Annotated in this window: 26 protein-coding genes and 4 tRNA genes; 19 read left to right on the top strand and 11 right to left on the bottom strand. The window is 74.4% G+C overall.

The annotated features are described in order from the left end of the window. The first annotated feature begins 16 nt into the window (after positions 1-16). The 11 genes from manA (at position 17) to ACGFI1_RS35695 (ending at position 6767) form a co-directional block, all read left to right on the top strand. Positions 17-1138, top strand: a complete 1122-nt coding sequence (gene manA / locus ACGFI1_RS35745; RefSeq protein WP_386871350.1) for a mannose-6-phosphate isomerase, class I — start codon at positions 17-19, stop codon at positions 1136-1138. Further along, complete coding sequence (locus ACGFI1_RS35740) at positions 1135-2070, top strand: ROK family protein (protein ID WP_387071915.1); 936 nt, start codon at positions 1135-1137, stop codon at positions 2068-2070. Before manA ends, ACGFI1_RS35740 begins: the two co-directional genes overlap by 4 nt. 51 nt (positions 2071-2121) lie before the next feature. Then, positions 2122-2385: a sigma factor-like helix-turn-helix DNA-binding protein gene (locus ACGFI1_RS35735; protein WP_301176736.1), complete on the top strand. Its 264-nt coding sequence runs from the start codon at positions 2122-2124 to the stop codon at positions 2383-2385. A gap of 199 nt (positions 2386-2584) precedes the next feature. Then, a tRNA-Ser gene (locus tag ACGFI1_RS35730) sits at positions 2585-2669 on the top strand. Between the two features lies 1 nt (position 2670). Then, positions 2671-2743, top strand: a tRNA-Ile gene (locus ACGFI1_RS35725). Positions 2744-2754: 11 nt separating this feature from the next. Then, positions 2755-2827: transfer RNA gene (locus ACGFI1_RS35720), tRNA-Arg, on the top strand. A 2-nt stretch (positions 2828-2829) separates the two neighbouring features. Then, positions 2830-2901, top strand: a tRNA-His gene (locus ACGFI1_RS35715). 87 nt (positions 2902-2988) lie between these two features. After that, positions 2989-4833 carry a glycoside hydrolase family 3 protein gene (locus tag ACGFI1_RS35710; protein ID WP_392791787.1) on the top strand — a complete coding sequence of 615 codons (1845 nt, stop codon included), beginning with the start codon at positions 2989-2991 and terminating at the stop codon, positions 4831-4833. A gap of 91 nt (positions 4834-4924) precedes the next feature. Continuing rightward, complete coding sequence (locus ACGFI1_RS35705; protein ID WP_392791784.1) at positions 4925-6079, top strand: ROK family transcriptional regulator; 1155 nt, start codon at positions 4925-4927, stop codon at positions 6077-6079. Positions 6080-6180: 101 nt separating this feature from the next. After that, the gene (locus ACGFI1_RS35700) at positions 6181-6483 is read left to right on the top strand and encodes a hypothetical protein (RefSeq protein WP_138640810.1); all 303 of its coding nucleotides are present in this window, start codon (positions 6181-6183) and stop codon (positions 6481-6483) included. Further along, on the top strand, positions 6480-6767 hold the full coding sequence (locus ACGFI1_RS35695; protein ID WP_392791781.1) for a hypothetical protein: 288 nt from the start codon (positions 6480-6482) through the stop codon (positions 6765-6767). The genes ACGFI1_RS35700 and ACGFI1_RS35695 overlap by 4 nt, the downstream gene beginning before the upstream one ends. 15 nt (positions 6768-6782) lie before the next feature. Here ACGFI1_RS35695 and ACGFI1_RS35690 read toward each other — a convergent pair whose 3' ends face one another. From ACGFI1_RS35690 to pdhA, 10 genes are all read right to left on the bottom strand, one after another. Then, positions 6783-7892, bottom strand: coding sequence for an AAA family ATPase (locus tag ACGFI1_RS35690; protein ID WP_138640812.1), 1110 nt, complete (start codon positions 7890-7892; stop codon positions 6783-6785). After that, entirely contained in the window at positions 7889-8539 is a 651-nt protein-coding gene (gene pnuC, locus ACGFI1_RS35685; RefSeq protein WP_386871359.1) for a nicotinamide riboside transporter PnuC, read from the bottom strand. Before pnuC ends, ACGFI1_RS35690 begins: the two co-directional genes overlap by 4 nt. A 38-nt stretch (positions 8540-8577) precedes the next feature. Beyond that, positions 8578-9312, bottom strand: coding sequence for an anti-sigma factor (locus ACGFI1_RS35680; protein WP_392791778.1), 735 nt, complete (start codon positions 9310-9312; stop codon positions 8578-8580). Further along, positions 9309-9926: an ECF RNA polymerase sigma factor SigK gene (gene sigK / locus ACGFI1_RS35675; RefSeq protein ID WP_392791776.1), complete on the bottom strand. Its 618-nt coding sequence runs from the start codon at positions 9924-9926 to the stop codon at positions 9309-9311. The genes ACGFI1_RS35680 and sigK overlap by 4 nt, the downstream gene beginning before the upstream one ends. A 65-nt stretch (positions 9927-9991) precedes the next feature. Further along, complete coding sequence (locus ACGFI1_RS35670; protein ID WP_392791771.1) at positions 9992-11410, bottom strand: High-affinity nickel-transporter; 1419 nt, start codon at positions 11408-11410, stop codon at positions 9992-9994. Then, the gene (locus ACGFI1_RS35665) at positions 11407-12720 is read right to left on the bottom strand and encodes a tetratricopeptide repeat protein (RefSeq protein WP_392791769.1); all 1314 of its coding nucleotides are present in this window, start codon (positions 12718-12720) and stop codon (positions 11407-11409) included. The genes ACGFI1_RS35670 and ACGFI1_RS35665 overlap by 4 nt, the downstream gene beginning before the upstream one ends. After that, positions 12720-14267, bottom strand: a complete 1548-nt coding sequence (locus ACGFI1_RS35660; RefSeq protein ID WP_392791767.1) for a DUF4331 domain-containing protein — start codon at positions 14265-14267, stop codon at positions 12720-12722. Before ACGFI1_RS35660 ends, ACGFI1_RS35665 begins: the two co-directional genes overlap by 1 nt. A 233-nt stretch (positions 14268-14500) precedes the next feature. Continuing rightward, positions 14501-15832, bottom strand: a complete 1332-nt coding sequence (locus ACGFI1_RS35655) for a dihydrolipoamide acetyltransferase family protein (protein ID WP_392791765.1) — start codon at positions 15830-15832, stop codon at positions 14501-14503. Continuing rightward, positions 15829-16845 (bottom strand): alpha-ketoacid dehydrogenase subunit beta, encoded by a 1017-nt coding sequence (locus tag ACGFI1_RS35650; RefSeq protein ID WP_387071942.1) that lies wholly within the window; start codon positions 16843-16845, stop codon positions 15829-15831. Before ACGFI1_RS35650 ends, ACGFI1_RS35655 begins: the two co-directional genes overlap by 4 nt. Positions 16846-16856: 11 nt before the next feature. Beyond that, entirely contained in the window at positions 16857-17972 is a 1116-nt protein-coding gene (pdhA, locus tag ACGFI1_RS35645; protein ID WP_387071945.1) for a pyruvate dehydrogenase (acetyl-transferring) E1 component subunit alpha, read from the bottom strand. A 150-nt stretch (positions 17973-18122) separates the two neighbouring features. On the opposite strand from pdhA, the gene ACGFI1_RS35640 reads away from it, so the two are divergent. Then, complete coding sequence (locus ACGFI1_RS35640; protein ID WP_240808544.1) at positions 18123-18755, top strand: GntR family transcriptional regulator; 633 nt, start codon at positions 18123-18125, stop codon at positions 18753-18755. Positions 18756-18774: 19 nt separating this feature from the next. Here the strand turns inward: ACGFI1_RS35640 and ACGFI1_RS35635 are convergent, their stop codons facing one another. Continuing rightward, entirely contained in the window at positions 18775-19464 is a 690-nt protein-coding gene (locus ACGFI1_RS35635) for a GntR family transcriptional regulator (RefSeq protein ID WP_138641528.1), read from the bottom strand. 131 nt (positions 19465-19595) lie between these two features. On the opposite strand from ACGFI1_RS35635, the gene ACGFI1_RS35630 reads away from it, so the two are divergent. The 7 genes from ACGFI1_RS35630 to ACGFI1_RS35600 all read left to right on the top strand — a co-directional run bounded on the left by ACGFI1_RS35630 (position 19596) and on the right by ACGFI1_RS35600 (position 26890). After that, positions 19596-20825 (top strand): NRAMP family divalent metal transporter, encoded by a 1230-nt coding sequence (locus tag ACGFI1_RS35630; protein WP_386871378.1) that lies wholly within the window; start codon positions 19596-19598, stop codon positions 20823-20825. A 3-nt stretch (positions 20826-20828) separates the two neighbouring features. Further along, entirely contained in the window at positions 20829-21437 is a 609-nt protein-coding gene (locus ACGFI1_RS35625) for a 5-oxoprolinase subunit B family protein (RefSeq protein WP_301174260.1), read from the top strand. Beyond that, positions 21434-22324 carry a 5-oxoprolinase subunit C family protein gene (locus ACGFI1_RS35620; RefSeq protein WP_387071954.1) on the top strand — a complete coding sequence of 297 codons (891 nt, stop codon included), beginning with the start codon at positions 21434-21436 and terminating at the stop codon, positions 22322-22324. Before ACGFI1_RS35625 ends, ACGFI1_RS35620 begins: the two co-directional genes overlap by 4 nt. After that, the gene (locus tag ACGFI1_RS35615; RefSeq protein WP_392791762.1) at positions 22321-23112 is read left to right on the top strand and encodes a putative hydro-lyase; all 792 of its coding nucleotides are present in this window, start codon (positions 22321-22323) and stop codon (positions 23110-23112) included. The genes ACGFI1_RS35620 and ACGFI1_RS35615 overlap by 4 nt, the downstream gene beginning before the upstream one ends. Before the next feature lie 39 nt (positions 23113-23151). Continuing rightward, on the top strand, positions 23152-24495 hold the full coding sequence (locus ACGFI1_RS35610) for a protein kinase domain-containing protein (protein ID WP_392791760.1): 1344 nt from the start codon (positions 23152-23154) through the stop codon (positions 24493-24495). Between the two features lie 197 nt (positions 24496-24692). Next, on the top strand, positions 24693-25979 hold the full coding sequence (locus tag ACGFI1_RS35605) for an ABC transporter substrate-binding protein (protein ID WP_392791757.1): 1287 nt from the start codon (positions 24693-24695) through the stop codon (positions 25977-25979). After that, positions 25976-26890, top strand: a complete 915-nt coding sequence (locus ACGFI1_RS35600; RefSeq protein WP_386871387.1) for a carbohydrate ABC transporter permease — start codon at positions 25976-25978, stop codon at positions 26888-26890. Before ACGFI1_RS35605 ends, ACGFI1_RS35600 begins: the two co-directional genes overlap by 4 nt. The last annotated feature ends 69 nt before the right edge of the window (positions 26891-26959 follow it).

Below are 26959 nucleotides of genomic sequence, written 5' to 3'. Positions count from 1 at the left end.
GAGAACGCGCGGGTTGGTGCCCCTGCCGCTGTCCACCGTGATCCGGCCCTACGACTGGGGGTCGCGCACCGCGTTGCCGGAGCTGCTCGGCACCGCGCCGACCGGGCGCCCGCAGGCCGAGCTGTGGGCGGGCGCGCATCCGGCCGCCCCGTCGTCGGTGGACGGGACGCCGCTCAACGTCCTCATCGAACGCGACCCGGCCGGGATGCTCGGCGCGCCCTCGCTGGCCCGCTTCGGCCCGACGCTGCCCTACCTGCTCAAAGTGCTCGCGGTCGAGAAACCGCTCTCCCTCCAGGTGCACCCCACCATGGCGCAGGCGCGGGCGGGCTTCGCCGCCGAAGAAGCACGCGGCATCCCGATCGGCGACCCCGCCCGCACCTACAAGGACCCTTTCCACAAGCCCGAGATGGTCTGCGCCCTCACCGACTTCCACGGCCTCTGCGGCTTCCGCGAGCCGACCGCGACGGCGGCCCTCCTCGACGGCCTCGCCGTCCCCGCGCTGCGCCCCTGGGCGGAGACGCTCCGCACCGCACCGCCCGCGCAGGCCCTCCGCACCGTCCTCACCGAGATGCTGGACGCGGCCTCCGCGCCGATCCTCCAAGCGGTCGAACCGGCCCTCACCGGCGTCCACGCCGACATCGCCCGCGCCTACCCCGGCGACCCAGGCGTCCTCGCCGCGCTCCTGCTCAACCACGTCGAACTGAAGCCCGGCGAGGCCCTCTTCCTCGACGCCGGAGTCCCGCACTCCTACCTCGGCGGCCTCGCGATCGAGGTCATGGCGAACTCCGACAACGTCCTGCGCTGCGGCCTCACCCCGAAGCACGTGGACGTCCCCGAACTGATGCGCGTCGTCGAGTTCGCCCCGTCCGCCCCCGCCAGGGTCGAACCCGCCGGCGACCTCTACCGGCCCGGCGTCGACGAGTTCACCCTCGTCCACCACGACCTCGCCGACGCGGTCGACCTGCCCACCGGCCTGCCCCAGACCCTGCTCTGTCTAGAAGGCGAGGCGACGCTCGCGACCCCCCGCCCCCTGACCCTCGCCCGCGGCGAGGCCGCCTTCGTCCCCGCCGGCGCCCCCGCCGTCCACCTCACCGGAAAAGGCACGCTCTACCGCGTCCTCCCGGGGATCGGCTCATGACCGTCCTCGCCCTCGACATCGGCGGCACCAAGTTCGCCGTCGCCCGCGTCGACCCGTCCGGAACGCTCCTCGAGCGCGCCGAGCACCCCGTCGGCCAGTCGCCCACCGCCACCCTCCGCGGCCTCGTCGCCGACTTCGCCGACCCGTCCGTCACCGGCGTCGGCATCGGCTCGGCGGGCCCGATCGACACCGCCGCCGGCACGGTCAGCCCGATCAACATCCCCCGCTGGCGCGGCTACCCCCTCGTCGCCGCCGTCCAGCGCCTCGTCCCCGGCGTGCCCGTCTCCCTCGCGGGCGACGCCCAGTGCATGGCTCTCGGCGAATGGTGGCGCGGCGGCCACGGCGCCCCGTCTCTGCTCGGCATCGTCGTGTCGACCGGCGTCGGCGGCGGCCTCATCCTCGACGGCCGCCCCTGGACGGGCCGCACCGGCAACGCCGGCCACATCGGCCACGTCCTCGTCGACCACGAGGGCGAGCCCTGCGTGTGCGGCGCCCGCGGCTGCCTGGAGACGGTCGCCGGCGGCCCCAGCATGGTCCGCTGGGCGCTCGCCCAGGGCTGGACCCTCGCGACCGGCCGCCCCGACGCCAAGGCCCTCGCCACCGCCGCCCGCGGCGGCGCCCGCATCCCCCTCGCCGCCTTCCAGCGCGCGGCCGCCGCCCTCGCCACCGCCGTCCTCGGCACGGCCGCCGTCCTGGACGTCCGCGACGTCGTCATCGGCGGCGGCGTCGCCGCCTCCGGCGACCTCCTCCTCGACCCCCTCCGCAAGGCCATCGCCGAACGCGCCGGCATGCCCCACCTCCGCGACCTGAACGTCGCCGCCACCACCCTCGACCGCGACGCGGGCCTCTACGGCGCCGCCGCCCTGGCCCTCCTCGCCTCCAACACCCCCCTCACCCCGACCCCCCGAATCCCACCCTCAACGCTTCCTTAACGCGGGCATAAGGGGCGGGCGCTTGGGGCGGTGGGGTGCGAGGTTCGTGGCGTGGCACTGCGAATGGGCAAGAACACCGGTTCGTCCGGCCCCGGTTCGGCGGGGCGGGGGATGCGCCCCGCGGTGGTCGCCCGGGCCTTCCAGGCGCTGCCGTCCGCGCATCGCGAGATCCTCACCGAGACGGTCTTCCGGGACCGGTCGGTCAACGAGGCCGCCGCGTCGCTGGGGGTGCCGGTGGACGTGGTCAAGGTCCGCGTCTACCACGCGCTCCGCGCGTTGAGCGCGGCGCTGGAGGCGTCGAGGTCCGCCGTCTGACGGCGGATAAATGGGTTGCCGGGCGGGAATCGCCGCGGCAGCATGGGTGTTGCACGGAATGAGACCGGGAGGAGAGGGAAATGCGTCGCCATCGAATGCACAGCCGTAGCCTTTCCGGTCTCGGGAGTCGCCGAGGGACGTGAGCAGTACGTTCCGACGTTGACCGCCCGCAGGCCGCGGGCGGTCTTTTTGTTTTCCCGGAGGGTTGGCCGAGTGGGAAGGCAGCGGCTTGCTAAGCCGTGGTCAGGGGCGACCCTGCGCGAGTTCGAGTCTCGCACCCTCCGCGCCAGGTGGGGATGCTGGTGTGTCCGGCGGATTCATATCCCGCAGCAGGCAGGTTCGATTCCTGCACCTGGTACGCAGTGACAAGTCTCCGTGGCGCAGTGGAGAGCGCGCCGGGTTGCGGACCCGGAGGTCGCAGGTTCGATTCCTGCCGGAGACACGGCCTTCGTGGTGTAGTGGTCTGCACGCCAGGTTGTGGTCCTGGAGGTGTCGGTTCGATCCCGATCGAGGGCCCTTTGTCCTGGCGGTGACCGACAGATATTGCCCATGCGCGGACATCCGGTTGCGTTGTGTTTGATCAACCCTGGAAAAGCTTTCCGCATGCGCACCTCCCTGCACTCGATGCGGTCCCGGCTCCTCGCGCTCGGCGCGCTGGCGGCGCTGGCGCTCGTCGGCCACGGCGGGCCCGTGCGGGCGGAACCGGGACCCGCCCCCTACCTTGACCCGCACCTGTCCGTCCAGGACCGGGTCGATGACCTGCTCGACCGGATGAGCCTGGCGGACAAGCTCGGCCAGATGACGCAGCCGGAGCGCAGGTACGTCACGCCGGACGAGGTCACCCGCTACCGGATCGGGTCGGTGCTGTCCAGCGGCGGGTCGGCGCCCGAGCCGAACACGCCGGAGAGCTGGGCCGACATGTACGACGGGTTGCAGCGGGCCGCGCTCGCCGGGCCGCTGCGCGTCCCGCTCATGTACGGCGTGGACGCGGTGCACGGCCACAACAACATGGTCGGCGCGACGATCTTCCCGCACAACATCGGGCTGGGCGCCACCCGCGATCCCGCGCTGGTCCGCAGGATCGGCGCCGCGACCGCGGCGGAGATGGCGGGGACGGGCGTCGACTGGGACTTCGCCCCGTGCGTCTGCGTCGCCCGCGACGACCGGTGGGGGCGGACGTACGAGTCGTTCGGCGAGGTGCCCGAGCTGGCGACGATGATGACGACGGTCATCGACGGGCTGCAAGGGGACGAACTGGGCGGCCCGACGTCGGTGCTGGCCACCGCGAAGCACTACGTGGGGGACGGCGGCACCGAGGGCGGCGACGACCGGGGCGACGTGCGGCTGCCGGAGAAGGAGCTGCGCGCGGTGCACCTGCCGCCGTTCCAGGCGGCGGTGAAGCGCGGCGTCGGCTCGGTGATGATCTCCTACAGCTCGTGGAACGGGCTGAAGATGCACCAGAACAAGTACCTCATCACGGACGTGCTGAAGGGCGAGCTGGGCTTCGGCGGGTTCGTGGTGTCGGACTACAACGGCATCGACGAGATCGACGGCAAGCCCGGCTTCACCAAGGACGAGGTCGCCGCCGCGATCAACGCCGGGATCGACATGGTGATGGTGCCGACCGAGTGGCGCCGCTTCATCGACTACCTGCGGGACGAGGTGAAGAACGGCGACGTCCCGATGGAGCGCATCGACGACGCGAACCGCCGGATCCTGACCAAGAAGTTCGAGCTGGGCCTGTTCGAGGAGCCGATGGCGGACCGGTCGTACCTGAAGACGGTCGGCAGCGCCGCGCACCGGGCGCTGGCGCGAAGGGCGGTCGCCGAGTCGCAGGTGCTGCTGAAGAACGACGACGACGTCCTGCCGCTGGACGACGACGACAAGGTGTTCGTCGCGGGCCGCAGTGCGGACGACATCGGCATGCAGTCCGGCGGCTGGACGATCACCTGGCAGGGCAAGCCGGGCCCGATCACCCCGGGCACGACGATCCTGGACGGCATCCGCAAGGCCGCCGACCCGGACGCGACCGTCACCTACAGCAAGGACGGCTCCGGCATCGACCCGTCCTATGACGCGGCGATCGCCGTGGTGGGCGAGACCCCGTACGCGGAGTACCACGGCGACCGGACGGACGGCCTCGGCCTGGACGACGCCGACCGCAAGACCATCGACCGGCTGCGCGACGCCGGCGTCCCGGTGGTCGTGGTGCTGGTGTCGGGGCGCCCGCTGGACGTCGCCGAGGACCTGCCGAAGTGGGACGCGCTGGTCGCGGCGTGGCTGCCGGGCACGGAGGGGCAGGGCGTCGCCGACGTCCTGTACGGCGACGCCGACCCGCGCGGGAAGCTTCCGGTGACGTGGATGCGCAGCGGCGGTCAGGAGCCCATCAACAGGGGCGACGGCAAGAAGCCGCTCTTCCCGTTCGGCTACGGCCTGACCTATGACTAGCCGAGGTCTCGATCGTCCCCGCTGACCTGGCTATCCTTGGCGCAGCCGCGCGCCGGGCGGCCCCGCGCGCCGATCGCCGTCGAGAGGTGCCGTGTCGCAACGTCCGCTGCTCGGGGCAGATCCCTCGGTGCTCCGCCGCCTCAACTCGGCCGCGACCCTGCGGGCGCTGCGCGACGGGGGCGAGGCGACGCTGTCGGAGCTGGCGGCGCGGGTCGGGCTGTCGCGGCCGACGACCGAGGGCGTGCTGGGCGAGCTGATCCGCCGCGGGCTGGCCGCCGAGGACGCGCCGCGGCCGGGCGCCGGGCTCGGCCGTCCCGCGCGCCGGTACCGGTTCCGCGCCGAGGCGGGGCACGCGCTCGGCATCGACATCCGCGCGCACCGGGTGCGGCTGCTCGTTGCGGACCTCACCGGCGAGGTCGTCGGCGGCCGCAGCGCCGCGCTCGACCCGCTGGCCCCGGCGGGGGAGCGGATCGCGGCGGTGCGCGCCGCGGTCACGGCGTTCCTCGGCGCGGTCCGGGTCGGCCGCCGGTCGCTGTGGGCGGTCGCCGCCGGTACTCCCGGCGTCGTGGCCCCGGACGGGACGGTCACGTCCTGCACGGTGCCGCCGGGCTGGGCGGGTGTCCGCCTGGCCCGCGAGCTGGGCCGCTCGTTCCGCTGCCCCGTCCTGGTGGAGAACGACGCCAACCTCGCCGCGCTGGCCGAGCGGTGGCGCGGCGCGGCCCGCGCCGCCGACGACGTCGTGTGCGTGTACGCCGCGCTGGACGCCGGGACGGGCGCGCTGATCGGCGGGCGGCTGCACCGGGGCCGCCGCGGCGCCGCCGGGGAGGTCGGCATGCTGCCCGAGCTGGGGCTGCGCGACACCGCGGCGGCGCTGGCGGGGGAGCCGTCCCTCGACCGGGCGGTGCGGGTGCTGGACGCGGCGGCGGCCGGCGACGAGGCGGCGCGGGCGCGGGTGAACGCGCTCGCCGCCCGGATGGCCCGGGGCGTGGCGGCGATGGCCCTCGCGCTCGACCCGGAGATGATCGTCGTGGCGGGGCCGCTGGCCGGGTCCGGCGGCCCGCTGGTCGACGAGCTGCGCCGGCGGGTCCGGCCGCTGTGCCTCGCCCCCGTCCGGGTCGAGGGCTCCCGGCTGGGGGACGAGGCGGTGGGGCTCGGTGCCGTCCGCCTCGCGCTCGACCGGATCGACGAGGACCTCTTCCGCCTCGACCACGCCGCCTCGACCGCGCCGCGCCGACGTGGCCGGTGACGAACGCGCCGCGCGAAACGGTCCGCCGTCCTGTCGGGGGGAGGTTGTAGGGTCCCGGAGGTACGGGCGAGCGGGGAGCGGACCAGACGGGCGGGAGCGGTATGAGCGCACAACCGGTAGAGCCATCCCTTCCGGGCCGGGTCCACCGGGTCCCGCGGACGGTCGCCGGTATCGGCGAGTGGCTGACGGAGGAGAAGCGCGCCGCGTTCCTGGCGGAGGTCATGGCCGCCAAGGAAGAGGACGACTTCGAGCGGGTCATGGACCGCTGGTGGGCGGAGGCGCACCTCGACCAGGCCCCGGGGCGCCGCGAGCGCCGCGACTGGGCGCTGACCGCCGACCGGAGCGAGCTGGTCTCGCTGGAGGAGATCATGCGTCGGAGCCGGTCGCGCGAAGGCGCCGGGTGACCTTTCGCAAGGCCGGCTGGACCGTCTTCTGCGTGGAGGAGGCGGCCGGCGTCATCGAGTCCATGCCGCCCCCGCTGAAGCACTTCATGATCAGGTTCTTCTGCGACTTCGCGGTCGCGGGGGCCGCGGCGATCGGTGCGGGGGGCAGCCCGCCGGGCGATCCGCAGGACGACGCGGGCGTCGCGTACTGCGTGGCGGTCGCGAGCGCCTCGGTGTTCTTCGACTACGTGGTGCTCGCCGACATCCAGGAGTTCCGCATCACGAAGCTGGTGTGGCTCGGATGACGGCGTGGCCGAGGGCTAGGGCGTCAGCGGGTCGCTGAACGTCCAGCCCTCGGTGAGCAGGGCGTCGGTCGCCGCGACGGCGGCGGCCAGGCGTTGTTCGTGGGGCCCCGTAACGGTGATGTGCGGCAGGCCCCGCTTCTCCAGTTCCTCCTGGAAGCGGCCCGACATCCACGACCGGATCGACTCGCCGTCGCGCAGGCCGTCCTGCTCGAACGGGACGCCTTCGGGCGACGTCAGGATCCACAGGTGGTGCGGGACGCGCTCGTGGACGGCCTCCACCTCCGGCGCCGGGGTCCCGAGGTAGCGCTCGTGCCAGACGACGGTCGCGAACGCGTCGGTGTCGCAGACCAGCAGCGGCGACCCCGACCGCGCCGCCGCGTCCTCCAGGGCCGCGTGGCGTTCGGCGATCTCGGTGAACTCGGCCGTCTCCCAGACCAGGTCGTCCAGCCACAGTGCCGGGTCGCCGGCGGCGCGGCGGGCGGCGGCCAGCTTCTCCTCGGTGAACGTCCGGCCGTACTCGGGCACCCACCGGGTCGCGGCCCACACCCCGCCCCGCTCCGCGTAGTGCGCGGCGAGCGCGCGGGCGAGCGTCGTCGTCCCGGTCGACTCGGCGCCGACCACCGCGACCCGCCGCGCCAGGTGCGCCCGGACGGGCGGCGACAGGAACTCCCAGTGCGCCGCCGGGTCCGCCCGGACGGCGGTGCCGCTGACCGGGTGGCGGTCGCGCGGCGGGTCGACCGGGACGTGGACGGCGGAGAAGCGCTCCGCCAGCTCGGGCCCGTACGCCTCGGAGCTGAACACCGCGTCCACCGGCGGGACGTGCACGCCGAGGCCGGACCGCATCGCGAGCCCCGCCCGGAACGCCACGACGTGCGCCGACCAGATCTCGTCCGACCCGTAGTCGATCTCCGCGTCGTCCACGACGGGGAAGACCTCGACGTGCGGCTGCCGGTGCGCCTCGCGCAGCCACGCCGTCCGCAGCGCGAGCGGGACGCTCTCCACGCTGGACGCGGCGACGACCACGCTGACCCGGTCGCACGCCGCCGCCGCGGTGTCGATCAGGTGGTGGTGGCCGGCGTGCGGCGGGTAGAACTTGCCGATCACGAGCCCGTGCGCGTACCTCACGCCGCCGCGACCGCCGGTTCCGCCGCGCGGGCGCGCAGGTCGCGGCGCCAGGCCAGCAGCCCGGAGACGCACAGCGCCAGGAAGACGACGTACAGGGCGCTGGTGAGCTTGAGGTCCTTGTGGAAGTACAGCGGGATGTAGACGAGGTCGGCGGTGATCCACAGCCACCACGACTCCAGCAGCTTCCGCGACTGCCCGTAGATCGCCATGAGCGAGATCGCGGTGGTGAGGGCGTCCCAGAACGGCACGGTCGAGTCGGTCCACGCCGACAGCGCCCAGGTCAGGACGGCGGTCCCGGCGGCGCCCGCGGCGATGAGCGCGGCCCACTCGGCCGGCCGGGTGCGCCGCACCGGGAGCGCGTCCCGGCCGTCGCCGCCGTACAGCCACACCCACCACCCGTACAGCTGAAGCGCGACGTAGACGATCTGGAGCCCGGAGTCGGCGTAGAGGCCGCCGTCCAGGAACACCAGCCCGAGCAGGACCACGTTCGCGATGCCGATCGGCCAGTTCAGGATGTTCTGCCGGACGACGAGCCACACGTTCACCGCGCCGGTCGCGAAGCCGAGCAGCTCCGCCCACGTGGTGGGGACGGACCCGAGGTGGAACGCGGGCTCCAGCAGCGGGCCCAGCGGAACGTGCACCGACATGCCCGCAATGATCACATATCGCCGGGCGGCGGCGCAGGTCAGGCGGGGCTCAGCAGGACGAGCGGCTCCGTGGTCGGGCGTGCCGAGCCGCCGGCGGGCTCGACGGTGACGCCGAGCCTGTCGGCGGGGCGCCATGTCCCGGCGACGACCGGGCCGGTCCGCCCGGCGGGCAGCAGGCCCGCCGAGCGCGGCCCGGCCGGGTCGATCAGCCACAGCTGGTACGCCTTCGACGGCGGCAGCGCCCGCAGCCCGGACGCCGAGACGACCACCCGCCCCCGCAGCGCGGACGCGACGATCGTGACCGTCCCGCCTCCGGCGGCGCGGCCCGCCGCCGCGCGCGCATCCGGCGCCGACAGCACCGACGCGACCTCCCGGTAGGCGGCCTCCGTCCGCTCCACCCGGTGCCGTTCGCGGACCACCGCGCCGACGGACGCGGCCGTCACCAGGCAGGCGGCGGCCGCCAGCCCGGCGACGGCCGCGCGCCGCCACCGCCGCGGGCCGACCGGGCGCGGCGCGGCCCGGCGCGCCGCCTCCGGGGCGGGCGGGAGCTGCCGGACGTCCCGGACCCCCGCCAGCACCCGGCCGCGCAGCGCCGCCGGGGGAGCCTCGGCCGCCGCCATGGCGAGCCGGGCCGTCGTCTCCCGGAACTCGCGCAGCTCGGTCGCGCACGCCTCGCAGCCGGCGAGGTGCGCCTCGAACAGCCGCCGCTCCGCCGCGTCGTCGATCGCGTCCAGCGCGTACGCGCCGGCCAGGGCGTGCGGATCGTCGCTCATCCCGCCACCCCCAGGCAGTCGCGCAGCCGGATGATGCCGTCGCGCATGCGGGTCCGCACCGTGTTGGGCGGCGCCCCGACCAGGGCGGCGACCTCACGGTAGGTGTGGCCGCCGTAGTAGGCGAGCGTCACCGACTCGCGCTGCAGCCGGGTCAGGGTCCGCAGGCAGCGCCGCACCCGCTCGTGCTCCAGCCGCGTCTCGACCCGCTCGGCCACCGGGTCGGGCGCGCCGCCCGCCCCCGTGCCGCCCGCCCCCGTGCCGCCCGCTCCCTCGCGGGCCGCCCGCGCCTCGCGCTCGCCCGCGGCCTGCTCGCGCCGCACCCGGTCCACGGCCCGGCGGTGCGCGATCGTCGCGATCCACGCCATGGCGCCGCCGCGCGCGGGGTCGTAGCGGGCCGCGGACCGCCACACCTCGATCATCACCTCCTGCGCCACCTCCTCCGCCATCGCCGGGTCGCGGACGACCCGCCGCGCCAGCCCGTACACCGCCGGCGCCGCCGCGTCGTACAGCAGCTCGAACGCGCGCTCGTCGCCGCGCGCGACCCGGCCGAGCAGCACGTCCGCGTCGTGCGCGGGCACCGTGCCGCCGCCCGGCGGTCCCGTCTCCGCCGGCATGCCGCGCTCCCCTCGGTGGCCCGTCCGTCCGGCACCGCGGACCGGGCGCCGCCTCGGACCGGGCGTCATGGGACGAGTCCGCGCAGCGTCAGCCCGAGCCCGAGGAGGACGACCGCCGCGGACGTCCCTACGGGCATCATTCCGCTCGGCAGCCGTGGCCGCATGGCCGGAATGCGCCGCAGCAGGGCGCGCCCGGAGCCGGCGACGAGGGCGCCCACCGCCGCGAGCGCGGCGGCGAGGCCGAGACCGTAGCCGAGGACGAGCACGACCCCGAACCACGCCCGCCCGATCGCCGCGCCGCCGACCAGCACCACCACGGCGGACGGGCTCGGCACCAGGCCGCCCGCCAGCCCCATGAGCACGACCCCGCCCCGCCGCGAAGGCGCGTGCCCATGCCCGTGGCCGTGCCCGTGGCCGTGCCTGTGTCCGTGCCCGTGGCCGTGCCCGTGCCCGTGGCCATGTCCATGCCCATGCCCATGGGGGTGGCGGCGGTTGCGGAGGGCGCGGCGCAGCAGCACGATCCCGGCCGCCGTCACGAGGACGCCGCCCGCCGCGCCGAGCCAGGAGAACAGCGCGTCCGGCGCGAGGACCGTCCCGGTCGTCACGAGCACGCCGAGCGCCAGCACTCCCGCCGTGTGGGTGAGGGCGACCGTGAGGCCCAGGGTGAGGACGTCCCGCGCCCGCCGCCGCCCGTCCCCGATCGCGTGCGCCGCCATGATCGTCTTCCCGTGGCCGGGCGCGAGCGCGTGCAGCGCGCCGAGGAGCAGCGCGACCAGGAAGGCGAGCGCGGCGAACCCGGGCGTGAGGTCGCGGCGGGCGACCAGGGACGTGAACCGCTGCGTGAGCGCGTCCGCGCCGCGCGGCAGCAGCCGTTCCGGGCCGCCGCCCGACGCGGGCGCGGCGAGCGGCGGCCCGCCCGGCCGGACGGTGAGCGCCGCCGACCGCCGGTCGAGCGGGGAGGCGAGCCGGTCCGCCGGGTAGGCGGTGAGGCGGCGGCTGGCGGAGGTCCCCGGCACGTCGGACGCGGTCAGCGTCATCCGGTCGCCCCGCGCGGTGATCTCCCGCCAGCCGGTCCGGCCGTCCGCCCCGCCGTCCCGGAAGGTGACCGCCCCGGGCCCGGCGGGCGCGGTGACGCGGCATTCGAGGCGCAGCGCCGGCAGCCCCGCCTGCCCGCGCGGCGCGGTCGCGGACGCCGCCGCCACGGACGCGGCGACGGCGCGTCCGTCCACCGTGATCCGCATGGACGACGCGGCCCGCCCGCAGGCCCCGGCCGCCCAGGCGGACAGCTCGGCGGTGGACGGGCGCCCGTCCCGGTCGGTGTCCACCTCGGGCATGGCCTGCGCGGCGGGGATCTCCGCGAGGTCCTCGACGTGGTCGACGCGCAGCTCGTGCGGGGCCGCGACGAGCCCGTCGTAGCGGTTGACGGAGAAGTTCCCCAGCGGGTGCGCCGCCAGCAGCCCGGCGGCGAGCACGGCGGCGATCACGGTGCGCCTCCGAGGTCGTCCAGTGCGGCCCTGGCACGCGGCGCCCACAGCGGGGAGAACCGCGGGTTGAGGCGCAGCGCCGCGGCCAGGTCGCGCCGCGCGGCGGCGCGCTTCCCGGCCGCCTTCTCGATGGCGCCGAGATGGAAGCGGAACAGCGCGCTGCGGTAGCCCGTCGCGGTCGCCTGCCGGGCGTAGGGCAGCGCCTCCGTGTCGCGTCCGTTGACGTGCAGGGCCCAGGCCAGCGCGTCCGCCGCGTGCACGCTGCACTGCCGCACGCCGCGGCCGGGGCAGCGCCGCCCGTACTCGGCGCGCGCCGCCCGGAGCGCCGTCTTCGGATCGCCGTGGTCGGCCTCGGCCAGCGCGGTCTCCAGGTCGGCGGTGACGCCGTTCGCCTCGGCGATCCGCGTCCACGCCGCCGCGACCGCGTACTGCCGCCCGGCCTCGGCGCGCCGTCCCGCCGACTCCAGCAGCTCGCCGTACTCGGTCAGGTGGCGCGGCAGCGGCAGCCGCCGGACGGTCTCGGCCCGGTCGGCGAGCGCGCCCGCGACGTCGCCGCGCGCGGCCCGGACGCGGGCGCGGCCGTCCAGCGCGGGCAGGTACCCGGGCGACGCGCGCAGCGCCTCGGCGTACTCGCGGCCGGCCCGCCCGAGGTCGCCGCCGTTCCAGGCCAGCTCGCCGAGCTGCGCCGCGATGTAGGCGAGGTCGCCGCGGTCGGTCGCCGAGGCGCGCGCCAGCTCCAGCACGCGCCGCGCCTCCCGCACCTCGCCGCGCAGCTCCCGCACGTACGCCAGCCGCGTGAAGACCGGGATGCCGGGGCGGACGGAGTCGGCGCGGCGGGCGGCGGCGAGGGCCTCGCCGTAGCGGCCCAGCTCGACCAGCGCGTCCACCCGCACGGCGGCCGCCCGCTGACCGTACGGGTTCGCGGCGAGGGCCCGGTCGGCGTGCCGCAGCGCGACGTGGAAGTCGTGCCGGGCCGCCGCCAGCGCGCCCAGCCCGGCGAGCGCGCCGTCGTTGCCGGGCGCCTCCCGCAGGGAGCGCCGCAGGACGTCGTCCGCCTTCGGGTAGTAGGTCGGGTCGCCGGTCACCCTGGCCTGCTCGATGTACGCGACGCCCAGCGCGGCCCAGCCCGACGCGTCGCGCGGCTGCTGCCGGAGCCGGGCCTGCAGTGCGGCGATGCCGGAGCCCGGGGCCCCGGCTAGCCGGGCGGAGGCGGCGGGCGCATCGGACGGGCGGCCGAGCACGACCGCCGATCCGAGCGTCAGCGCCGCGACCAGCCCGGCGGCCGAGACCCCGGCGATGAGGGGGCGCATCAGTTCTCGTGCCGTCCCGCCGCGGGGCGCCGCCGCCACCACAGCAGCCCGCCGGCCAGCGCGAACCCGCCGGCGGCCGACAGCGCCGCGACCGGCAGCGCGGAGAGCGGCCCGCCGCCGCCGTCCGGCGCGTCCTCGACCGCGCCCGCGTTGAGGAGGTTCACCTGCTCGCCGTCCTTCTTCGCGGACGTTCCGGACGCCCGCGCGCCCGGCCTCGCCGCGCCGCGCACGTCCGACCCGGAATGCGGCTGCGCGACGTACGGGAACGCCTTCCCGAACCCGGCGTCGTTGGCGTTGACGGCGTCGCCCAGGTCGTTCTTCGTGCCGAGCAGCTCGCCCTCGACGGCCTGGAGCTCGATGTCGACGACGTCGTCGGTGAGCCGCCGGCCGTTCGGGAAGCCGGCCTTGTCGCCGCCGAGCACGCCGAGCCGGTCGGGCTTCGCGGCCGGCCTGATGGAGGTGTTGAGCCGCAGCAGCTCGGCCGGCCGAACGCGCGCCGGCTGGTTCAGCCCCGGCACGCCGGTCAGGAACGCCTGGACGAGGTCCTGGCGCGGCCCGGGCGGCGCCGGGATCCGGTAGATCTTCTCGATCAGCTTCGGCAGCTCCGGGTCGGTGACGAACCCGGCGAACTGCGCGTCCTGCCATGGCGTGGACGCGTTGAACGCGTCCTTCTTGCCGCGCGGGATGACCACCTCGTTCACCAGCGGGCTCCCGAGCCGCGACACCTGCGCGTACTCGCCGGACGCGGTGAGCCGCGACACCGTCGAGTTCACCCCGATCACGGGGTCGTTCCCCGTGACCAGATGCCGCGTGGGCACCTGCACGGCGATGGTGTTGACGTTGTATCCGCGCAGGGTGTCGTTGCCGACCTCCTTGAGGTTCGCCCCGTAGAGCAGGTCGAAGACGCGCAGGTCGAGGAAGAACGGGTCGTCGGCCTGCCCGGCGAACGCCGTCACCCGGTTCCCCGCCGTCCTGATCGCCTGCGCGCGCAGCGCCGCGTAGTCCGGCATCGACGCCCTGCCCACGTTGGACGGTGCGACCGGCGCGTTCCCGGCCAGTTCGCGGACGCTGTGCACGGTGCCGTCCACGCGCCGGATCAGCGTCAGGTCGTAGGTCTGGGTGAAGTTGAGGTCCGGGTCGTCGAGGCTCGTCACCGGACCGGTGTTGTAGAGGAACGTGTTCGGGTTCTTCAGCCGGTCGTGGAACCGGAACCGGTAGGTGAGGTCGGGCAGCGAGTCGCCGTCGTTGTCGATGTTCAGGTCGTAGCGGGCGTCGCGTGCGAACTTATAGAAGTTCGGGCCGCCGGCCGGGTCCTGGAAGGGGATGAAGTTCGCGATCAGCGTTGTCGTGTCCGGCCTGTCCGGGCTGACGAACGCGTACACGTCGGTGTTGTCGTACTGCGGCTGCCCGGAGATGAGCGGCGCCTCGCGGTGGCTGGACGCGGTGCCCGGCCTCGGCGCGAGCCCGGCGGACGCGCTCGCCAGCAGCAGGCCCCCGGCGGCTGCCAGCGCGGCGGCCCGCGCCCTGGACGTCTGGAGTGTCGGCATCGTGAACCCCTGCCCGGCCCCGGATGCCCGCCGCGGCGGCGCCGGTCCGTCGGCGCTGGGCTAGGTCTGCCGCGACGCCGGATCGACCGGTCTCTTCGCCATGCCCGCCCCTCCTTCGCGCCCCGCGCCCGACCTGATTGGTCCGTCCGGCGCGGTGGCCGGATGCGGCCACCGCCGAACCGCGAAGGGCCTCCCGCCGACCGGCGGGAGGCCCTTCAACGGTGTGCCGCGCGCTACGCGACGATCAGCAGCGGGTTCTGCAGGAGCTCGGCCAGGCGGGCGAGGAACTGCGCGGCCGTCGCGCCGTCGGTGGCCCGGTGGTCGACCGATAGCGTCACCGCCATGCGCTTGCCGGGGACGACCTCGCCGTCCCGGACGACGGGCTCGTCCCGCACCGCGCCGACCGCGAGGATCGCCGCCTCCGGCGGGTTGATCACCGCGGAGAACGAGCTGACGCCGAACATGCCGAGGTTGCTGACGCTGAACGTGCCGCCGCTCATCTCGTCGAGCTTGAGCTTGCCCTCGCGGGCCTTGCCGGCCAGCTCGCGGCTCTCCGCGCCGATCTGGGAGACGCTCTTGCGGTCGGCGTCCTTGACGACGGGGACGACGAGGCCGTCCTCCACGGCGACGGCGATGCCGACGTGGATCCGCTTGTGGAAGAGCAGGTTCTCCTCGGTGTAGGAGACGTTCACCGCCGGGTGCTCGCGCAGCGCGGTCGCGACCGCCTTCACGATCAGGTCGTTCACGCTGACCTTGGCCGGGGCGAGCGCCTCGTTCAGGGTCTTGCGGAACGCCAGCAGCGCCTCGGCGTCCACCTCGCGGTTGAGGTAGAAGTGCGGGGCGTCGCGCTTGCTCTCGGTCAGCCGCTTGGCCGCGACCTTGCGGAAGCGGTTCAGCGGGACGGCCTCGACGTCCTCGTCCGCCGCGCGCGCCTGGGCGGCGGGCGCCGGCGCCGCGGGGGCGGGAGCGGCCGGTGCGGCGGGTGCGGCGGGTGCGGCGGGTGCGGCGGCGGCCGGTGCCTCGGCCGCGCCGCCGGAGCGGATCGCGGCCTCGATGTCGGCGCGGACGATGCGCCCGCCCGGACCCGACCCGGACAGCGACGCGAGGTCGATGCCGTGGTCGCGGGCCAGCCGGCGCGCCAGCGGCGACGACGGCGGGCGGGTCGCCGCCGAGCGCTCCGGCGCCCGCGCGGGAGCGGCGGCCGGCGCCGCCTCCTCGGCCTTGGCCTCGGGTGCGGCGGCCTCGGGTGCGGCCGCGGGCTCCGGCTCGGGCTCCGGTTTCGCCTCCGGCTCGGCGGCGGGCTCCGCCGGCGCGGCCGGCTTGGCGCCCCCCGCCGGGGCGATCCGGGCGATCGGCGCGCCGATCGCGGCGGACTCGCCCTCGGGGACCAGGATCTCCTCCAGCACGCCGGCCTCGTAGGCCTCGTACTCCATGACCGCCTTGTCGGTCTCGATGTCGACGATGACGTCGCCGACCGCGACCTCGTCTCCCGGCTGCTTCTGCCAGGAGCTGATGACGCCCTCCTCCATGGTGTCGGAGAGGCGGGGCATGAGGATCTCGGTCATGAAACGTTCTCCAGAACCGGGCGGCCGGTCGCGCGGAGCGTGTCGCGGACGGCGGTGAGCAGGGACTCGGCGGACGGCAGCGCCGCCGACTCCAGGGACTTGGCGTAGGGGAGCGGCACCTCGGCCATCGCGACGCGGCGGACCGGGGCGTCCAGCCAGTCGAACGCGCCCTCCTGGATGGTCGCGGCGATCTCCGCGCCGATGCCGTAGGTGAGCCAGTCGTCCTCGGCGACGACCGCGCAGCCGGTCTTGCGGACCGAGTCCACGATGGTCTGGCGGTCGAGCGGGCGCAGGCTGCGCAGGTCGACGACCTCCGCGGACACGCCCTCGGCGGCGAGCTTGTCGGCGACCTCGCCGGCCACCCGCGCCATCCGCGAGTAGCCGATGAGCGTGATGTCGGTGCCCTCCCGGGTGACGCCGGCGCGGCCGATCTCGGCGGGCTCGACGTCCTCGATCGCGTCGGGGATCTCGCCCTTGGTGTTGTAGAGGGCGAGGTTCTCCAGGAACAGCACCGGGTCGTCGTCGCGGATCGCGGCCTTCAGCATCGCCGACGCCTCGGCGGGCGTGGACGGCGCGACGACCTTCAGCCCGGGGATGAACGAGTAGAACAGCTCGACGTTCTGCGAGTGGGTGGCGCCGAGCTGCTGCCCGCCGCCGCCCGGCGTGCGGATCACCATCGGGACGCTGGTCTGCCCGCCGAACATGCCGTAGATCTTCGCGGCGTGGTTGACGATCTGGTCCAGCGCGAGCAGCGAGAAGTTGATCGTCATGATCTCCACGACCGGGCGCAGCCCGAGCATCGCGGCGCCGATCGCGGCGCCGACGAAGCCCTCCTCGGCGATCGGGGTGTCGCGGACCCGCTTCGGCCCGAACTCCTTCAGCAGCCCTTCGGTGATCTTGTAGGAGCCCTCGAAGAGCCCGATCTCCTCGCCCATCAGCAGGACGTTCTCGTCCCGCAGCATCTCGGCGCGGAGGGTGTCCCGGAGGGCCTGGCGGTAGGTCACGGTTGCCATGGGGGTGCCTCTCAGGAACGGAATACGGGGTCGGCGGGGAACCGGCGGAGGTCGCCCGGGACCGGGGTGGCGTAGGTGTAGTCGAACAGCGTGGAGACGTCGGGAGCGGGGCTCTCGTCGGCGAACGCGGCGGCCTCGTCGACCTCCGCGGTGACCTCGGCGTCCAGCCGGTCGCGGTCGTCGTGGGACAGGATCCCGGCCTCCTCCAGGTCCAGCGCCATCTTCGCGAGGGGGTCGGCGGCCTTCAGGGCCTCCTTCTCCTCCTTGGTCCGGTAGCGGGCCGGGTCGACGACCGAGTGGCCCTTCAGCCGGGGGCTGAGGGTCTCCAGCAGGTAGGGCTTGCTCTCGGCGCGGGCGCGCTCGACGGCGACCGCCGCGGCGTCGCGCACCGCGACGACGTCGGCGCCGTCCACCCGGGCGCTCTCCATGCGGTAGGCGGCGCCGCGCTTGTAGAGCTCGGGCTCGGCGGCGGAGTTCTCCACGGTGGTGCCCATACCCAGGCCGTTGTTGATCACAACGAAGACGATGGGGAGGTCCCACAGGCCGGCGATGTTCAGCGACTCGTGGAACGCGCCGATCGCGGCCGTCCCGTCGCCCATCTGGCACATGACGACCTCGTCGCCGCCCTTGTAGGAGACGGCGAGCGCGGCGCCGGTCGCGAGCGGCAGCTGGCCGCCGACGATGCCGTACCCGCCGAGCAGCCGGGTCTCGACGTCGAACAGGTGCATCGACCCGCCCCAGCCCTTGGACACGCCGGTGGAGCGCCCGTACAGCTCGGCCATCACGCGGTCGGCCCCGATGCCCTTGGCGATCGCGTAGCCGTGCTCGCGGTAGTTGGTGAACAGGTAGTCGGTGGGGCGCAGCGCGGCCATCAGCCCGACGACCGTGGCCTCCTCGCCGAGGTTCAGATGGCAGTACCCGCCGATCTTCGCCTCGGTGTAGGCGCGGGCGGCGCGCTCCTCGAACCGCCTGATCAGCAGCATCTGCCGGTAGTAGCCGACGAGCGTCTCGGCGTCCTCTGCCGGGACGGCTCCGTTCGGCGGCGGCGCGGCGGACTTCGGCCCGGCGGCCTTGGCGCCGCGCGTTCTCCGGCCCCGCGCCGGAGCGGCCTTGGCGGTCTCAGCCATCGGCGACCTTCCTCTATCCGGGGTAGCGCCGTAGGATCGCCACGACACTCCCGATCATCATTGATCTATGATCGATCATATTCCACGCGGTCAGGATTCGCCTACCCCATCACGAGGTACTTACCCATCGTGGCGCTACGATCGAGTTTCGTGAACACGCCCGCCCAGCTGCTGCGCACCGGACTCGCCGACCAGATCCGGGAGTTCATCGTGGAGGGCATCAGCTCGGGCCGCTGGGAGCCCGGCGAGCGCGTCGTCGAACGCCGGATCGCCACCGAGCTCGGGGTCAGCCAGGGCCCCGTCCGGGAGGCGCTCCGCCAGCTGGAGGCGCAGCGGCTGATCGAGTCGCTGCCGAACCGCGGCGCCCGCGTCCGCGAGTTCACCGAGCGCGACCTCGCCGAGATCTTCCCGGTGCGCGCCGGGCTGGAGCGGACGGCCGTCGAGCTGGCCCTGCCCCGCCTGGCCGGCTGCGTGGACGCCCTGGAGGAGCACAACGAGCGGCTGGCCGAGGCCGCGCGGGACGGCGACCTGCAGGCGCAGATGCGGCTCAGCATCGCCTTCCACCGCGAGATCGTCGAGACGGCCGGGAACCGGCTGCTCGTCTCGGTCTGGGAGGGGCTCGGCATCGAGCTGTGGACGACGCTGTCGCTGCGCCTGCACCAGACGGAGATCTACTCCAAGTCGGCCGAGCACGCCGAGCTGATCGAGGCGTTCCGGCGCGGCGACCCCGAGGCGCCGCAGCTGCTGCACGAGCACGTCATGAACTACGCGCCGGCGTCGTGAACCCCGCCCGCGGGGGCGCTCACCCCTGCGCGCGGTACGCCTTGGTGAGCTGCGCCTCGGCGTCGTCGAGGTAGGAGCGCAGCTCCCGCTCGGCCGCCGCGGCCTCGCCCCGCGCGATCAGGTCGTACAGGCGGCGGTTGCGGGCGAGGTAGGGCTCGTGGAACTCGCGGGGCGAGCCCATCTCGTGGAAGACGAGCCGCATCTCGGCCAGCAGGTGCCGGGTCATCTCGTCCACCCGCGGGCTGCCCACCAGCGCGGCGAGGGCCTGGTGGAAGCGGATGTCGGCGGTGCCGACGTCGGGCCAGCGGCCCGCCGCGGCGGCGCGCTCGCCGTCCAGCACGGCGGCCTCCAGCCGGGCGAGCGCGGCGGGCGGGGCGTCCGGCGCGCACCGCACGCCCTCGCACTCCAGGATGCGCCGGACCCGGTACAGGTCGGCGAGGCCGTCGGCGGTGACGCGGCGCACGAACACGCCGCGGTTGAACTCGTGCACGAGCAGCCGCTCCTGGACGAGCAGCCGGAACGCCTCGCGCATCGTGTTGCGGGACACCTTCACGGCGCGGCACAGGTCCTCTTCGGGGAGCCGCGCGCCGGGCACCAGCCGGCCGTCGGTGATCTGCTCGCGGAGGAGGTCGGCGACCCGTGCGGCGGTGCTCGACCGGTCCAGATCGTGCCGGGCCGCCGCGATCTCGTCGAGCCAGGTCTCCGCCATCGACCGCCCTTCCGCGTGCGTGGGGGGCAAGCGTATCCCATCGGCCGGAAGATCTCTCAACAAGGGGATTGCTGGATTGTTGAACAATCTCTACCCTAACGGAAAGCCGACACCCGAGAAGGGTCACCCCCATGACGGACCGGACCGCCCTGGACACCCCACCGGCACCACCCGCCTCATCCCGCCGCGGTGCGCTCCTCGGCGCCATGTTCCTGATGGCGACCAGCGCCATCGGCCCCGGCTTCATCACCCAGACCACGGTGTTCACCGCGAAGCTCGGCGCCGCGTTCGCGTTCGCGATCGTCGTGTCCGTGCTGGTGGACATCGCGATCCAGCTGAACGTGTGGCGCGTCGTCGGCGTGTCCGGAATGCGCGCCCAGGAGCTCGGCAACCGCGTCCTGCCCGGCGCCGGCTACGGCCTCGCCGCCCTCGACGTGTTCGGCGGGCTGGTCTTCAACATCGGCAACATCGCCGGCACCGCGCTCGGGCTGAACGCGCTGCTCGGCCTGGACGTCAAGATCGGCGGCGGGATCTCCGCGCTGGTCGCCATCGCGATCTTCCTGAGCCGGCGCGCGGGCGTCGCGATGGACCGCATCGTCGTCGTCCTCGGCGCCGTGATGATCCTCCTGACGCTGTACGTCGCGTTCGTGTCGGACCCGCCGCTCGGGGACGCGCTGAGGCAGAGCGTCGCGCCCGAGACCGTCGACTTCCTCGTCATCACCACCCTGATCGGCGGGACGGTCGGCGGCTACATCACCTACGCGGGCGCGCACCGCATGATCGAGTCCGGGCTGACCGGCCGGGAGAACGTCCGGGAGATCAACCGCAGCGCCGTCACCGGCATCCTCGTCACCGGCGTCATGCGGGTGCTGCTGTTCCTCGCCGTCCTCGGCGTCGTCGCCGGCGGCGTCACCCTCGCCAAGGAGAACGCCCCCGCGTCGGCGTTCGAGCACGCGGCGGGCGAGGCCGGGCTGCGCGTCTTCGGGCTGATCATGTGGTCGGCCGCGATCACCTCGGTCATCGGCGCGAGCTACACCTCGGTGTCGTTCCTCGTCTCCTTCTCCTCGTTCGTCGAGCGGTACCGCAACCGCCTGGTCGTGGCGTTCATCCTGATCTCCGCGGCCGTCTACCTGGCGATCGGCACCGCCCCGGCCAAGCTGCTCGTCCTCGCCGGCGCGCTCAACGGCCTCATCCTGCCGTTCGGGCTCGCGGTGCTGCTGTGGGCCGCCGGCCGCCGCCGCGACCTGCTCGGCGGCTACCGGTACCCGCTCTGGCTGCTCGTCCTCGGCGCCGCCGCCTGGCTGCTCTCGCTCTACCTCGGCTGGAACTCGCTGTCCGGACTCGACGACCTCTGGAGGTGACGGGTGCGGATCATCCCGAGCGGCGACGCCGCGCTGCTGGTCGAACTGCCGGACCTCGCGGCCATGCTGGGCCTGTACGCGGCGCTCGCCGCGTCCCCGCCGCCCGGCGTCGCCGACGTCGTCCCGGCGGCCCGCACGCTGACGCTGCCGCTCGACCCGTCCGCCGACCCGGCCGCGGTCGCCGCCGCCGTGCGCGCCGCCCGGCCGGGCCCGGCGGGCGGCGGCGCCGGGGCCGTCGAGATCCCCGTCGTCTACGACGGCGCCGACCTCGGCGAGGTCGCCGACCGCACCGGCCTCACCCCGGCCGAGGTCGTCGCCGCGCACACCGGCACCCCGTGGCGGGTCGCGTTCACCGGGTTCGCGCCCGGCTTCGGGTACCTGGAGGGCGGCGACCCGCGGCTCGACGTCCCGCGCCGCGCCGTGCCCCGCGTCCGCGTCCCGGCGGGCGCGGTCGGCCTCGCCGGGCGGTTCAGCGGGGTCTACCCCGCCGAGTCGCCGGGCGGCTGGCAGCTCATCGGGCGCACGGAGGCCGTCCTCTGGGACCTCGACCGCGACCCGCCCGCCCTGCTCCGCCCCGGAATCTCGGTCCGCTTCGTCGAACGGGAACCATGAAGCGCGGCCTGGACGTTCTCGAGACAGGGCCCCTGGCGACAGTCCAGGACATGGGCCGACCGGGTCACGCGGCGCTCGGTGTGGGGGTGTCGGGCGCCGCTGACCCGGTTTCCCTCCGCCTCGCCAACCGCGCCGTCGGCAACCCCGGCGGCGCGGCCGCGGTCGAGGTCACCTTCGGCGGGCTGCGCGTCCGCTGCCGGGGCGGGGTCTTCGCCGCCGTCACCGGCGCGCCCGCCCCGCTGCTGGTGGACGGCCGCCCCGAGGCGCCCTACACGGTGCTCCACCTGCGCGACGGCGCCGAACTCCGGATGGGCGCCCCGCCCGCCGGGCTGCGCAGCTACCTGGCGGTGCGCGGCGGGATCGCCGTCCCGCCCGTCCTCGGCTCCCGCGCCACCGACACCCTCGCCGGCCTCGGCCCCGCCCCGCTCAAGCCCGGCGACCTGCTGCCCGTCGGCCCGCCGCCCCGCGAGGCGCCGCTGCTGGACGTCCTGCCCGTCCGCCCGCCCGCCGCCGGCGACGTCGAGCTGCGCGCGATCCCCGGCCCGCGCGCCGACTGGTTCGCCCCCGGCGCGCTGGACGTGCTGTTCACCGCCGCCTACACCGCGACCAGCGACATCGACCGCGTCGGCATGCGCCTCGACGGGCCCGGCCTGCCCCGCGCCGGACGCGGCGAGCTGCCCAGCGAGGGGACGGTCACCGGGGCGCTGCAGGTCCCGCCGTCCGGGCGGCCCGTGCTGTTCCTCGCCGACCACCCGCTCACCGGCGGGTATCCCGTCATCGCGGTGGTCGCGTCCGCCGACATCGGGCGCGCCGCCCAGATCCGCCCCGGGCAGCGGCTCCGCTTCCGGCCGCATCCCGTACCGCACCTCGGAAAGGACCGACCATGACCGCACCGCTCGACCCGGGCGCGCTCAGCCCGGACCAGGCCAGGGCGCTGTTCCGGGCCGGACTGCGCGTCCCCACCTCCGGCTGGTGCGCCGGCTGGACACAGGCGAACCTGATCACCGTGCCCCGCGCGGACGCCTACGACCTGCTGCTGTTCGCGCAGCGCAACCCCAAGCCGTGCCCAGTGCTCGACGTCACCGAGCCCGGCGCCACCTCGGCCGGGCTGTTCGCCGGCGACCTGCGCACCGACCTGCCCGGCTACGTCGTCTACGAGCACGGCGAACCGGTCGCCGAGGTCACCGACGTGACCGGGTACTGGCGCGACGACCTCGTGTCGTTCCTCATCGGCTGCAGCTTCACCTTCGAGGACGCGCTCCGCGAGGCGGGCGTCCCCGTCCGGCACATCGAGCAGAACCGGAACGTCCCGATGTACCGGACGAACCGGATGTGCCGCCGCGCCGGCGACTTCGGCGGCCCGCTCGTCGTCTCGATGCGCCCGGTCCCGGCCGCGCAGGTCGCCGACGCCGTCCGGGTGACGGCGCGGTACCCGTCCGTCCACGGCGCTCCCGTGCACGTGGGCGACCCGGTCGAACTCGGCATCGACGACCTGGGCGCGCCCGACTTCGGCGACCCGGTCGAGATCCGGGTGGACGAGATCCCGGTGTTCTGGGCGTGCGGCGTGACCCCGCAGGCGGCGGTGATGGCGTCCCGCCCCAAGCTCGCCATCGGGCACGCGCCCGGCCACATGGCGATCACCGACGCCCGCGACACCCGGTACCTCGTGCCCTGAGCCGTACCCGGTGCCCTGAACCCGGCATAGGCTTCCCCCATGCCCGAGACCGTCGCCCCGGGCGACCGCCTGGGGGAGCGCTACCGCCTGGACCGCCCCGTCGGCGCCGGCGGCATGGCGACCGTCTGGCGCGCGGTCGACCTGGTGCTCGACCGCGCCGTCGCCGTCAAGGTGCCCAACGAGGGCTGGCCCGAGGAGTTCACGCGGCGGCTCCGCCAGGAGGCGAAGGCCGCCGCGGGCCTCACCCACCCCAGCATCACGGGCGTCTACGACTACGGCGAGCACGAGACCGGCCGCGAGGGCGCCGGCGGGTCGCCCGATCGGACGGGCCGCATCCCCTACGTGGTCATGGAGCTGCTGGACGGGGAGACCCTGGCGGCGCGGCTGGCCCGCGGCCCGCTGCCCTGGCGGGAGTCCGCCGGGATCTGCGCGCGCGTCGCCGACGCGCTGGCCGCCGCCCACGCCGCCGGCGTCGTCCACCGCGACATCAAGCCCGCGAACGTGTTCCTCACGCCGGTCGGCGTGAAGGTCCTGGACTTCGGCATCGCGTTCACCGGCCCGTCCACGGCGGGCGGCCCGGTCCTCGGCACGCCCGCCTACGTCGCCCCCGAACTCCTGCGCGGGGCCGCCCCGACCTCGGCCGCCGACATCTACTCGCTGGGCATCGTGCTCAACGAGTGCCTGCGCGGCGCCGCCGAGATCCCCGGGCAGGTCGCCGCGCTGGCGCGCGACTGCCTCGGCGACGACCCCGAGGCCCGTCCCAGCGCGCGGGAGGCGGCGTACGTCCTGGCCGCGGCGTCGGGCGTCCAGCTGGCGCAGGTCCCGGAGGCGCCGCCGCCGTCCCCGCCCGGTGACACCGTGCCCCGGCAGCCGACGCGGGTGCTGGACGAACCGCCGCCCGCCGACCCTCCGGCCGGGTCGTCCGCGCGCAGGCCGCTCATCGTCGCCGGGGCCCTGGCGGGCGGGATCGCCCTGCTCGCCGCGCTGCTGGCGGCCCTCGCGCCCGACTCGTCCCGCGACTCCGCCGCGTCGCCGTCCGCGGGCCCGCCGTCCCGCCCGGCGGCCGCCGCGTGCGCGGTGTCCTACCGGGTGGACGGCACCTGGCCGCAGGGCTTCCAGGCGACCGTGCGCATCACGAACCTGGGGGACGGCGCCATCGACGGCTGGCGGCTCGGCTTCGCGTTCCCCGACGGCCAGGCGATCACGCAGCTGTGGAACGGCAGCCAGGTGCAGGACGGCCCGTCCGTCACGGTGACGGCGGCGGACTGGAACCGCTCGATCCCGCCGGACGGCACGGCCGAGTTCGGGTTCATCGGCCGCCAGGACGGCGCCAACGCGGCGCCCACCCGGTTCACCCTCAACGGCGGCGAGTGCGCCGGCTGAGCGGTGATCATGGGAGCGCTCCCAGATTGTTCCCGCAGGTCAGCCCGGATCCGGCCGAATTGAGGTCCGGCGACCTATTGTGTGCGTCCCGGTCGAGGGCTTAGCATCCCGGCAATCGAAGCGCTTCGACAGATCGACGCCCGACTCGGCAAGGACCCGGACGCCACCGGCATCCGTCCCACCCCCCGGAGGAACCCATGTTCAAGGCAGGCAGGAGCGCGGCGGTGCTCGCCGCCCTTGCCGCGGCGGCGCTGTCGCTCACCGCGTGCGGCGGTGACGACGACGGCGGCTCCGGCGGCAAGGAGCTGAAGCTCTGGCACTACGAGTCCCCGGACAGCGCCATGGGCAAGGCGTGGAACGAGGCCATCAAGGAGTTCGAGGCCACCCACCCCGGCGTCAAGGTGACGTTCGAGGAGAAGGGCTTCGAGCAGATCCAGAAGACCGCGCCGATGGTCCTGAACTCCAAGGACGCCCCGGACCTCATGGAGTACAACAAGGGCAACGCGACCGCGGGCCTCCTCTCCAAGCAGGGCCTGCTCACCGACCTCACGTCCGAGGTCGCCGAGCGCGGCTGGGACAAGCTGGTCAGCCCCAACGTCCAGGTCACCGCCAAGTACGACGCCAAGGGCACGATGGGCGGCGACAAGTGGTTCGGCGTGCCCAACTACGCCGAGTATGTCCAGGTCTACTACAACAAGGACCTGTTCAAGAAGAACGGCGTCGAGATCCCGACGACGTACGCCGAGCTCACCGCCGCGATGGACAAGTTCGTCGCCAAGGGCGTCACCCCGCTGACCAACGCGGGCGCCGAGTACATGGCGCACCAGTTCGTCTACCAGCTCGCCCTGGACAAGGCCGACAAGAGCTGGGTGGACGCCTACCAGCGCTACACCGGCAAGGTCGACTTCCACGACGCCGCCTGGACCGCCGGCGCCACCACCTTCGCCGACTGGGTGAAGAAGGGCTACATCGCCAAGAACTCCGTCAGCCTCAAGGCCGAGGACGCGGGCGTCGCCTTCATGAGCGGCAAGTTCCCGATGATGTTCTCCGGCAGCTGGTGGTTCGGCCGGGTCGCCGCCGAGTCCAAGTTCGACTGGGAGACCGCCGTGTGGCCCGGCGCCAAGATGACGCTCGGCTCCGGCGGCAACCTGTGGGTCGTCCCGAAGGGCTCGAAGAACAAGCAGCTCGCCTACGACTTCATCGACATCACGATGAAGAAGAAGGTGCAGAACCTCCTCGGCAACGCGGGCGGCATCCCGGTCGCGGCCGACCCGTCCGCGATCACCGAGCCGAAGGCCAAGAAGCTCATCGACGACTTCAACGGCCTCGCGCAGTCCGACGGCCTCGCCTACTACCCGGACTGGCCCGTCGCCGGCTTCTACGACGTGTGGGTGTCGCAGACGCAGAAGCTCATGAACGGCGAGTCGCCGAGCAAGGCCCTGGACGGCGTCCAGAAGTCCTACGAGGACGGCCTGCCCAAGTGACGGCGCAGGGCCGCGGCCGGTCGCGGGAGCAGCTGGGCTACCTGCCCTACCTGCTCCCCGGCCTGCTCCTCTTCACCGCCGTCATCGGCGTGCCGTTCCTGATGAACATCGGGACGAGCTTCACCGAGTGGACGGGCGTCGGCACCCCGAAATGGGTCGGGCTCGCCAACTACCGGGAGCTGGTCCAGGACGCCGACTTCTGGGCGTCCTTCGGGCACAACGCGCTGGTCATCCTCGGGATGGCGGTCGTCCCGACGCTGATCGGGCTGGTGCTGGCCTCGGCCCTGACCGACCTGATCGACCGGCACTTCGGCGCCCGGACCGCGAGCGTCCTGCGCGCGTGCGTCTACCTGCCGCAGGTGCTGCCGATCGTCATCGCGGGCGTCGTGTGGAGCTGGCTGCTCGCCCCCGAGAACGGCGCGGTGAACGCGCTGCTGGACGCGGTCGGCCTCGGCTCCCTCGCGCACGACTGGCTGGGCGACCCGGCGACCGCGCTGTGGAGCGTCCTCGGCGTGATGGTGTGGATCCAGATCGGGTTCCCGCTGGTCATCTTCATGTCGGGGCTGCAGCGGGTCGACCCGGCGCTGTACGAGGCGGCGGAGATCGACGGCGCCACCTGGCTGCGCCGGTTCTGGCACATCACGATCCCGCAGATCCGGCCGGAGATCTTCGTGGTCCTGCTGTGGACGACGATCGCCGCGCTGAAGGCGTTCTCGCAGATCTTCGTCCTCACCAAGGGCGGTCCGGGCGGCGCGACCAACGTGCCCGCGTACTACTCGTGGGTCCACTTCTTCGAGAAGTCGGAGGTGGGCTACGGCTCGGCGATCGCGACCGTCCTCACCCTGGTCATCGTCGCGCTCACCGTCGTCTTCCTGCGCATGCAGTCACGTGAACTCGGGGAAGCCCGATGACCGCAGCGAAGCGAGGATCTTCGGGCTTCCAGGCCCTCGGGGGTCTGGGGGTCGCCCCCCAGAAAGGTA

This window comes from Actinomadura geliboluensis (genome assembly GCF_043197915.1).
GTDB classification, from domain to species: domain Bacteria; phylum Actinomycetota; class Actinomycetes; order Streptosporangiales; family Streptosporangiaceae; genus Spirillospora; species Spirillospora geliboluensis.
This window is presented reverse-complemented; position numbering and strand designations above follow the sequence as displayed.

Bases quoted from the DNA above. Each gene is read 5' to 3' on its own strand.
- ACGFI1_RS35610 (WP_392791760.1), top strand. From the start codon at position 23,152: ATGCCCGAGACCGTCGCCCCGGGCGACCGCCTGGGGGAGCGCTACCGC.
- sigK (WP_392791776.1), bottom strand. From the start codon at position 9,926: ATGCCGGCGGAGACGGGACCGCCGGGCGGCGGCACGGTGCCCGCGCAC.
- ACGFI1_RS35630 (WP_386871378.1), top strand. From the start codon at position 19,596: ATGACGGACCGGACCGCCCTGGACACCCCACCGGCACCACCCGCCTCA.
- pnuC (WP_386871359.1), bottom strand. From the start codon at position 8,539: ATGTCGGTGCACGTTCCGCTGGGCCCGCTGCTGGAGCCCGCGTTCCAC.
- ACGFI1_RS35665 (WP_392791769.1), bottom strand. From the start codon at position 12,720: ATGCGCCCCCTCATCGCCGGGGTCTCGGCCGCCGGGCTGGTCGCGGCG.
- ACGFI1_RS35655 (WP_392791765.1), bottom strand. From the start codon at position 15,832: ATGACCGAGATCCTCATGCCCCGCCTCTCCGACACCATGGAGGAGGGC.
- ACGFI1_RS35620 (WP_387071954.1), top strand. From the start codon at position 21,434: ATGAAGCGCGGCCTGGACGTTCTCGAGACAGGGCCCCTGGCGACAGTC.
- ACGFI1_RS35605 (WP_392791757.1), top strand. From the start codon at position 24,693: ATGTTCAAGGCAGGCAGGAGCGCGGCGGTGCTCGCCGCCCTTGCCGCG.
- ACGFI1_RS35700 (WP_138640810.1), top strand. From the start codon at position 6,181: ATGAGCGCACAACCGGTAGAGCCATCCCTTCCGGGCCGGGTCCACCGG.
- ACGFI1_RS35710 (WP_392791787.1), top strand. From the start codon at position 2,989: ATGCGCACCTCCCTGCACTCGATGCGGTCCCGGCTCCTCGCGCTCGGC.
- ACGFI1_RS35680 (WP_392791778.1), bottom strand. From the start codon at position 9,312: ATGAGCGACGATCCGCACGCCCTGGCCGGCGCGTACGCGCTGGACGCG.
- ACGFI1_RS35740 (WP_387071915.1), top strand. From the start codon at position 1,135: ATGACCGTCCTCGCCCTCGACATCGGCGGCACCAAGTTCGCCGTCGCC.
- ACGFI1_RS35615 (WP_392791762.1), top strand. From the start codon at position 22,321: ATGACCGCACCGCTCGACCCGGGCGCGCTCAGCCCGGACCAGGCCAGG.
- ACGFI1_RS35650 (WP_387071942.1), bottom strand. From the start codon at position 16,845: ATGGCAACCGTGACCTACCGCCAGGCCCTCCGGGACACCCTCCGCGCC.
- pdhA (WP_387071945.1), bottom strand. From the start codon at position 17,972: ATGGCTGAGACCGCCAAGGCCGCTCCGGCGCGGGGCCGGAGAACGCGC.
- ACGFI1_RS35660 (WP_392791767.1), bottom strand. From the start codon at position 14,267: ATGCCGACACTCCAGACGTCCAGGGCGCGGGCCGCCGCGCTGGCAGCC.
- ACGFI1_RS35635 (WP_138641528.1), bottom strand. From the start codon at position 19,464: ATGGCGGAGACCTGGCTCGACGAGATCGCGGCGGCCCGGCACGATCTG.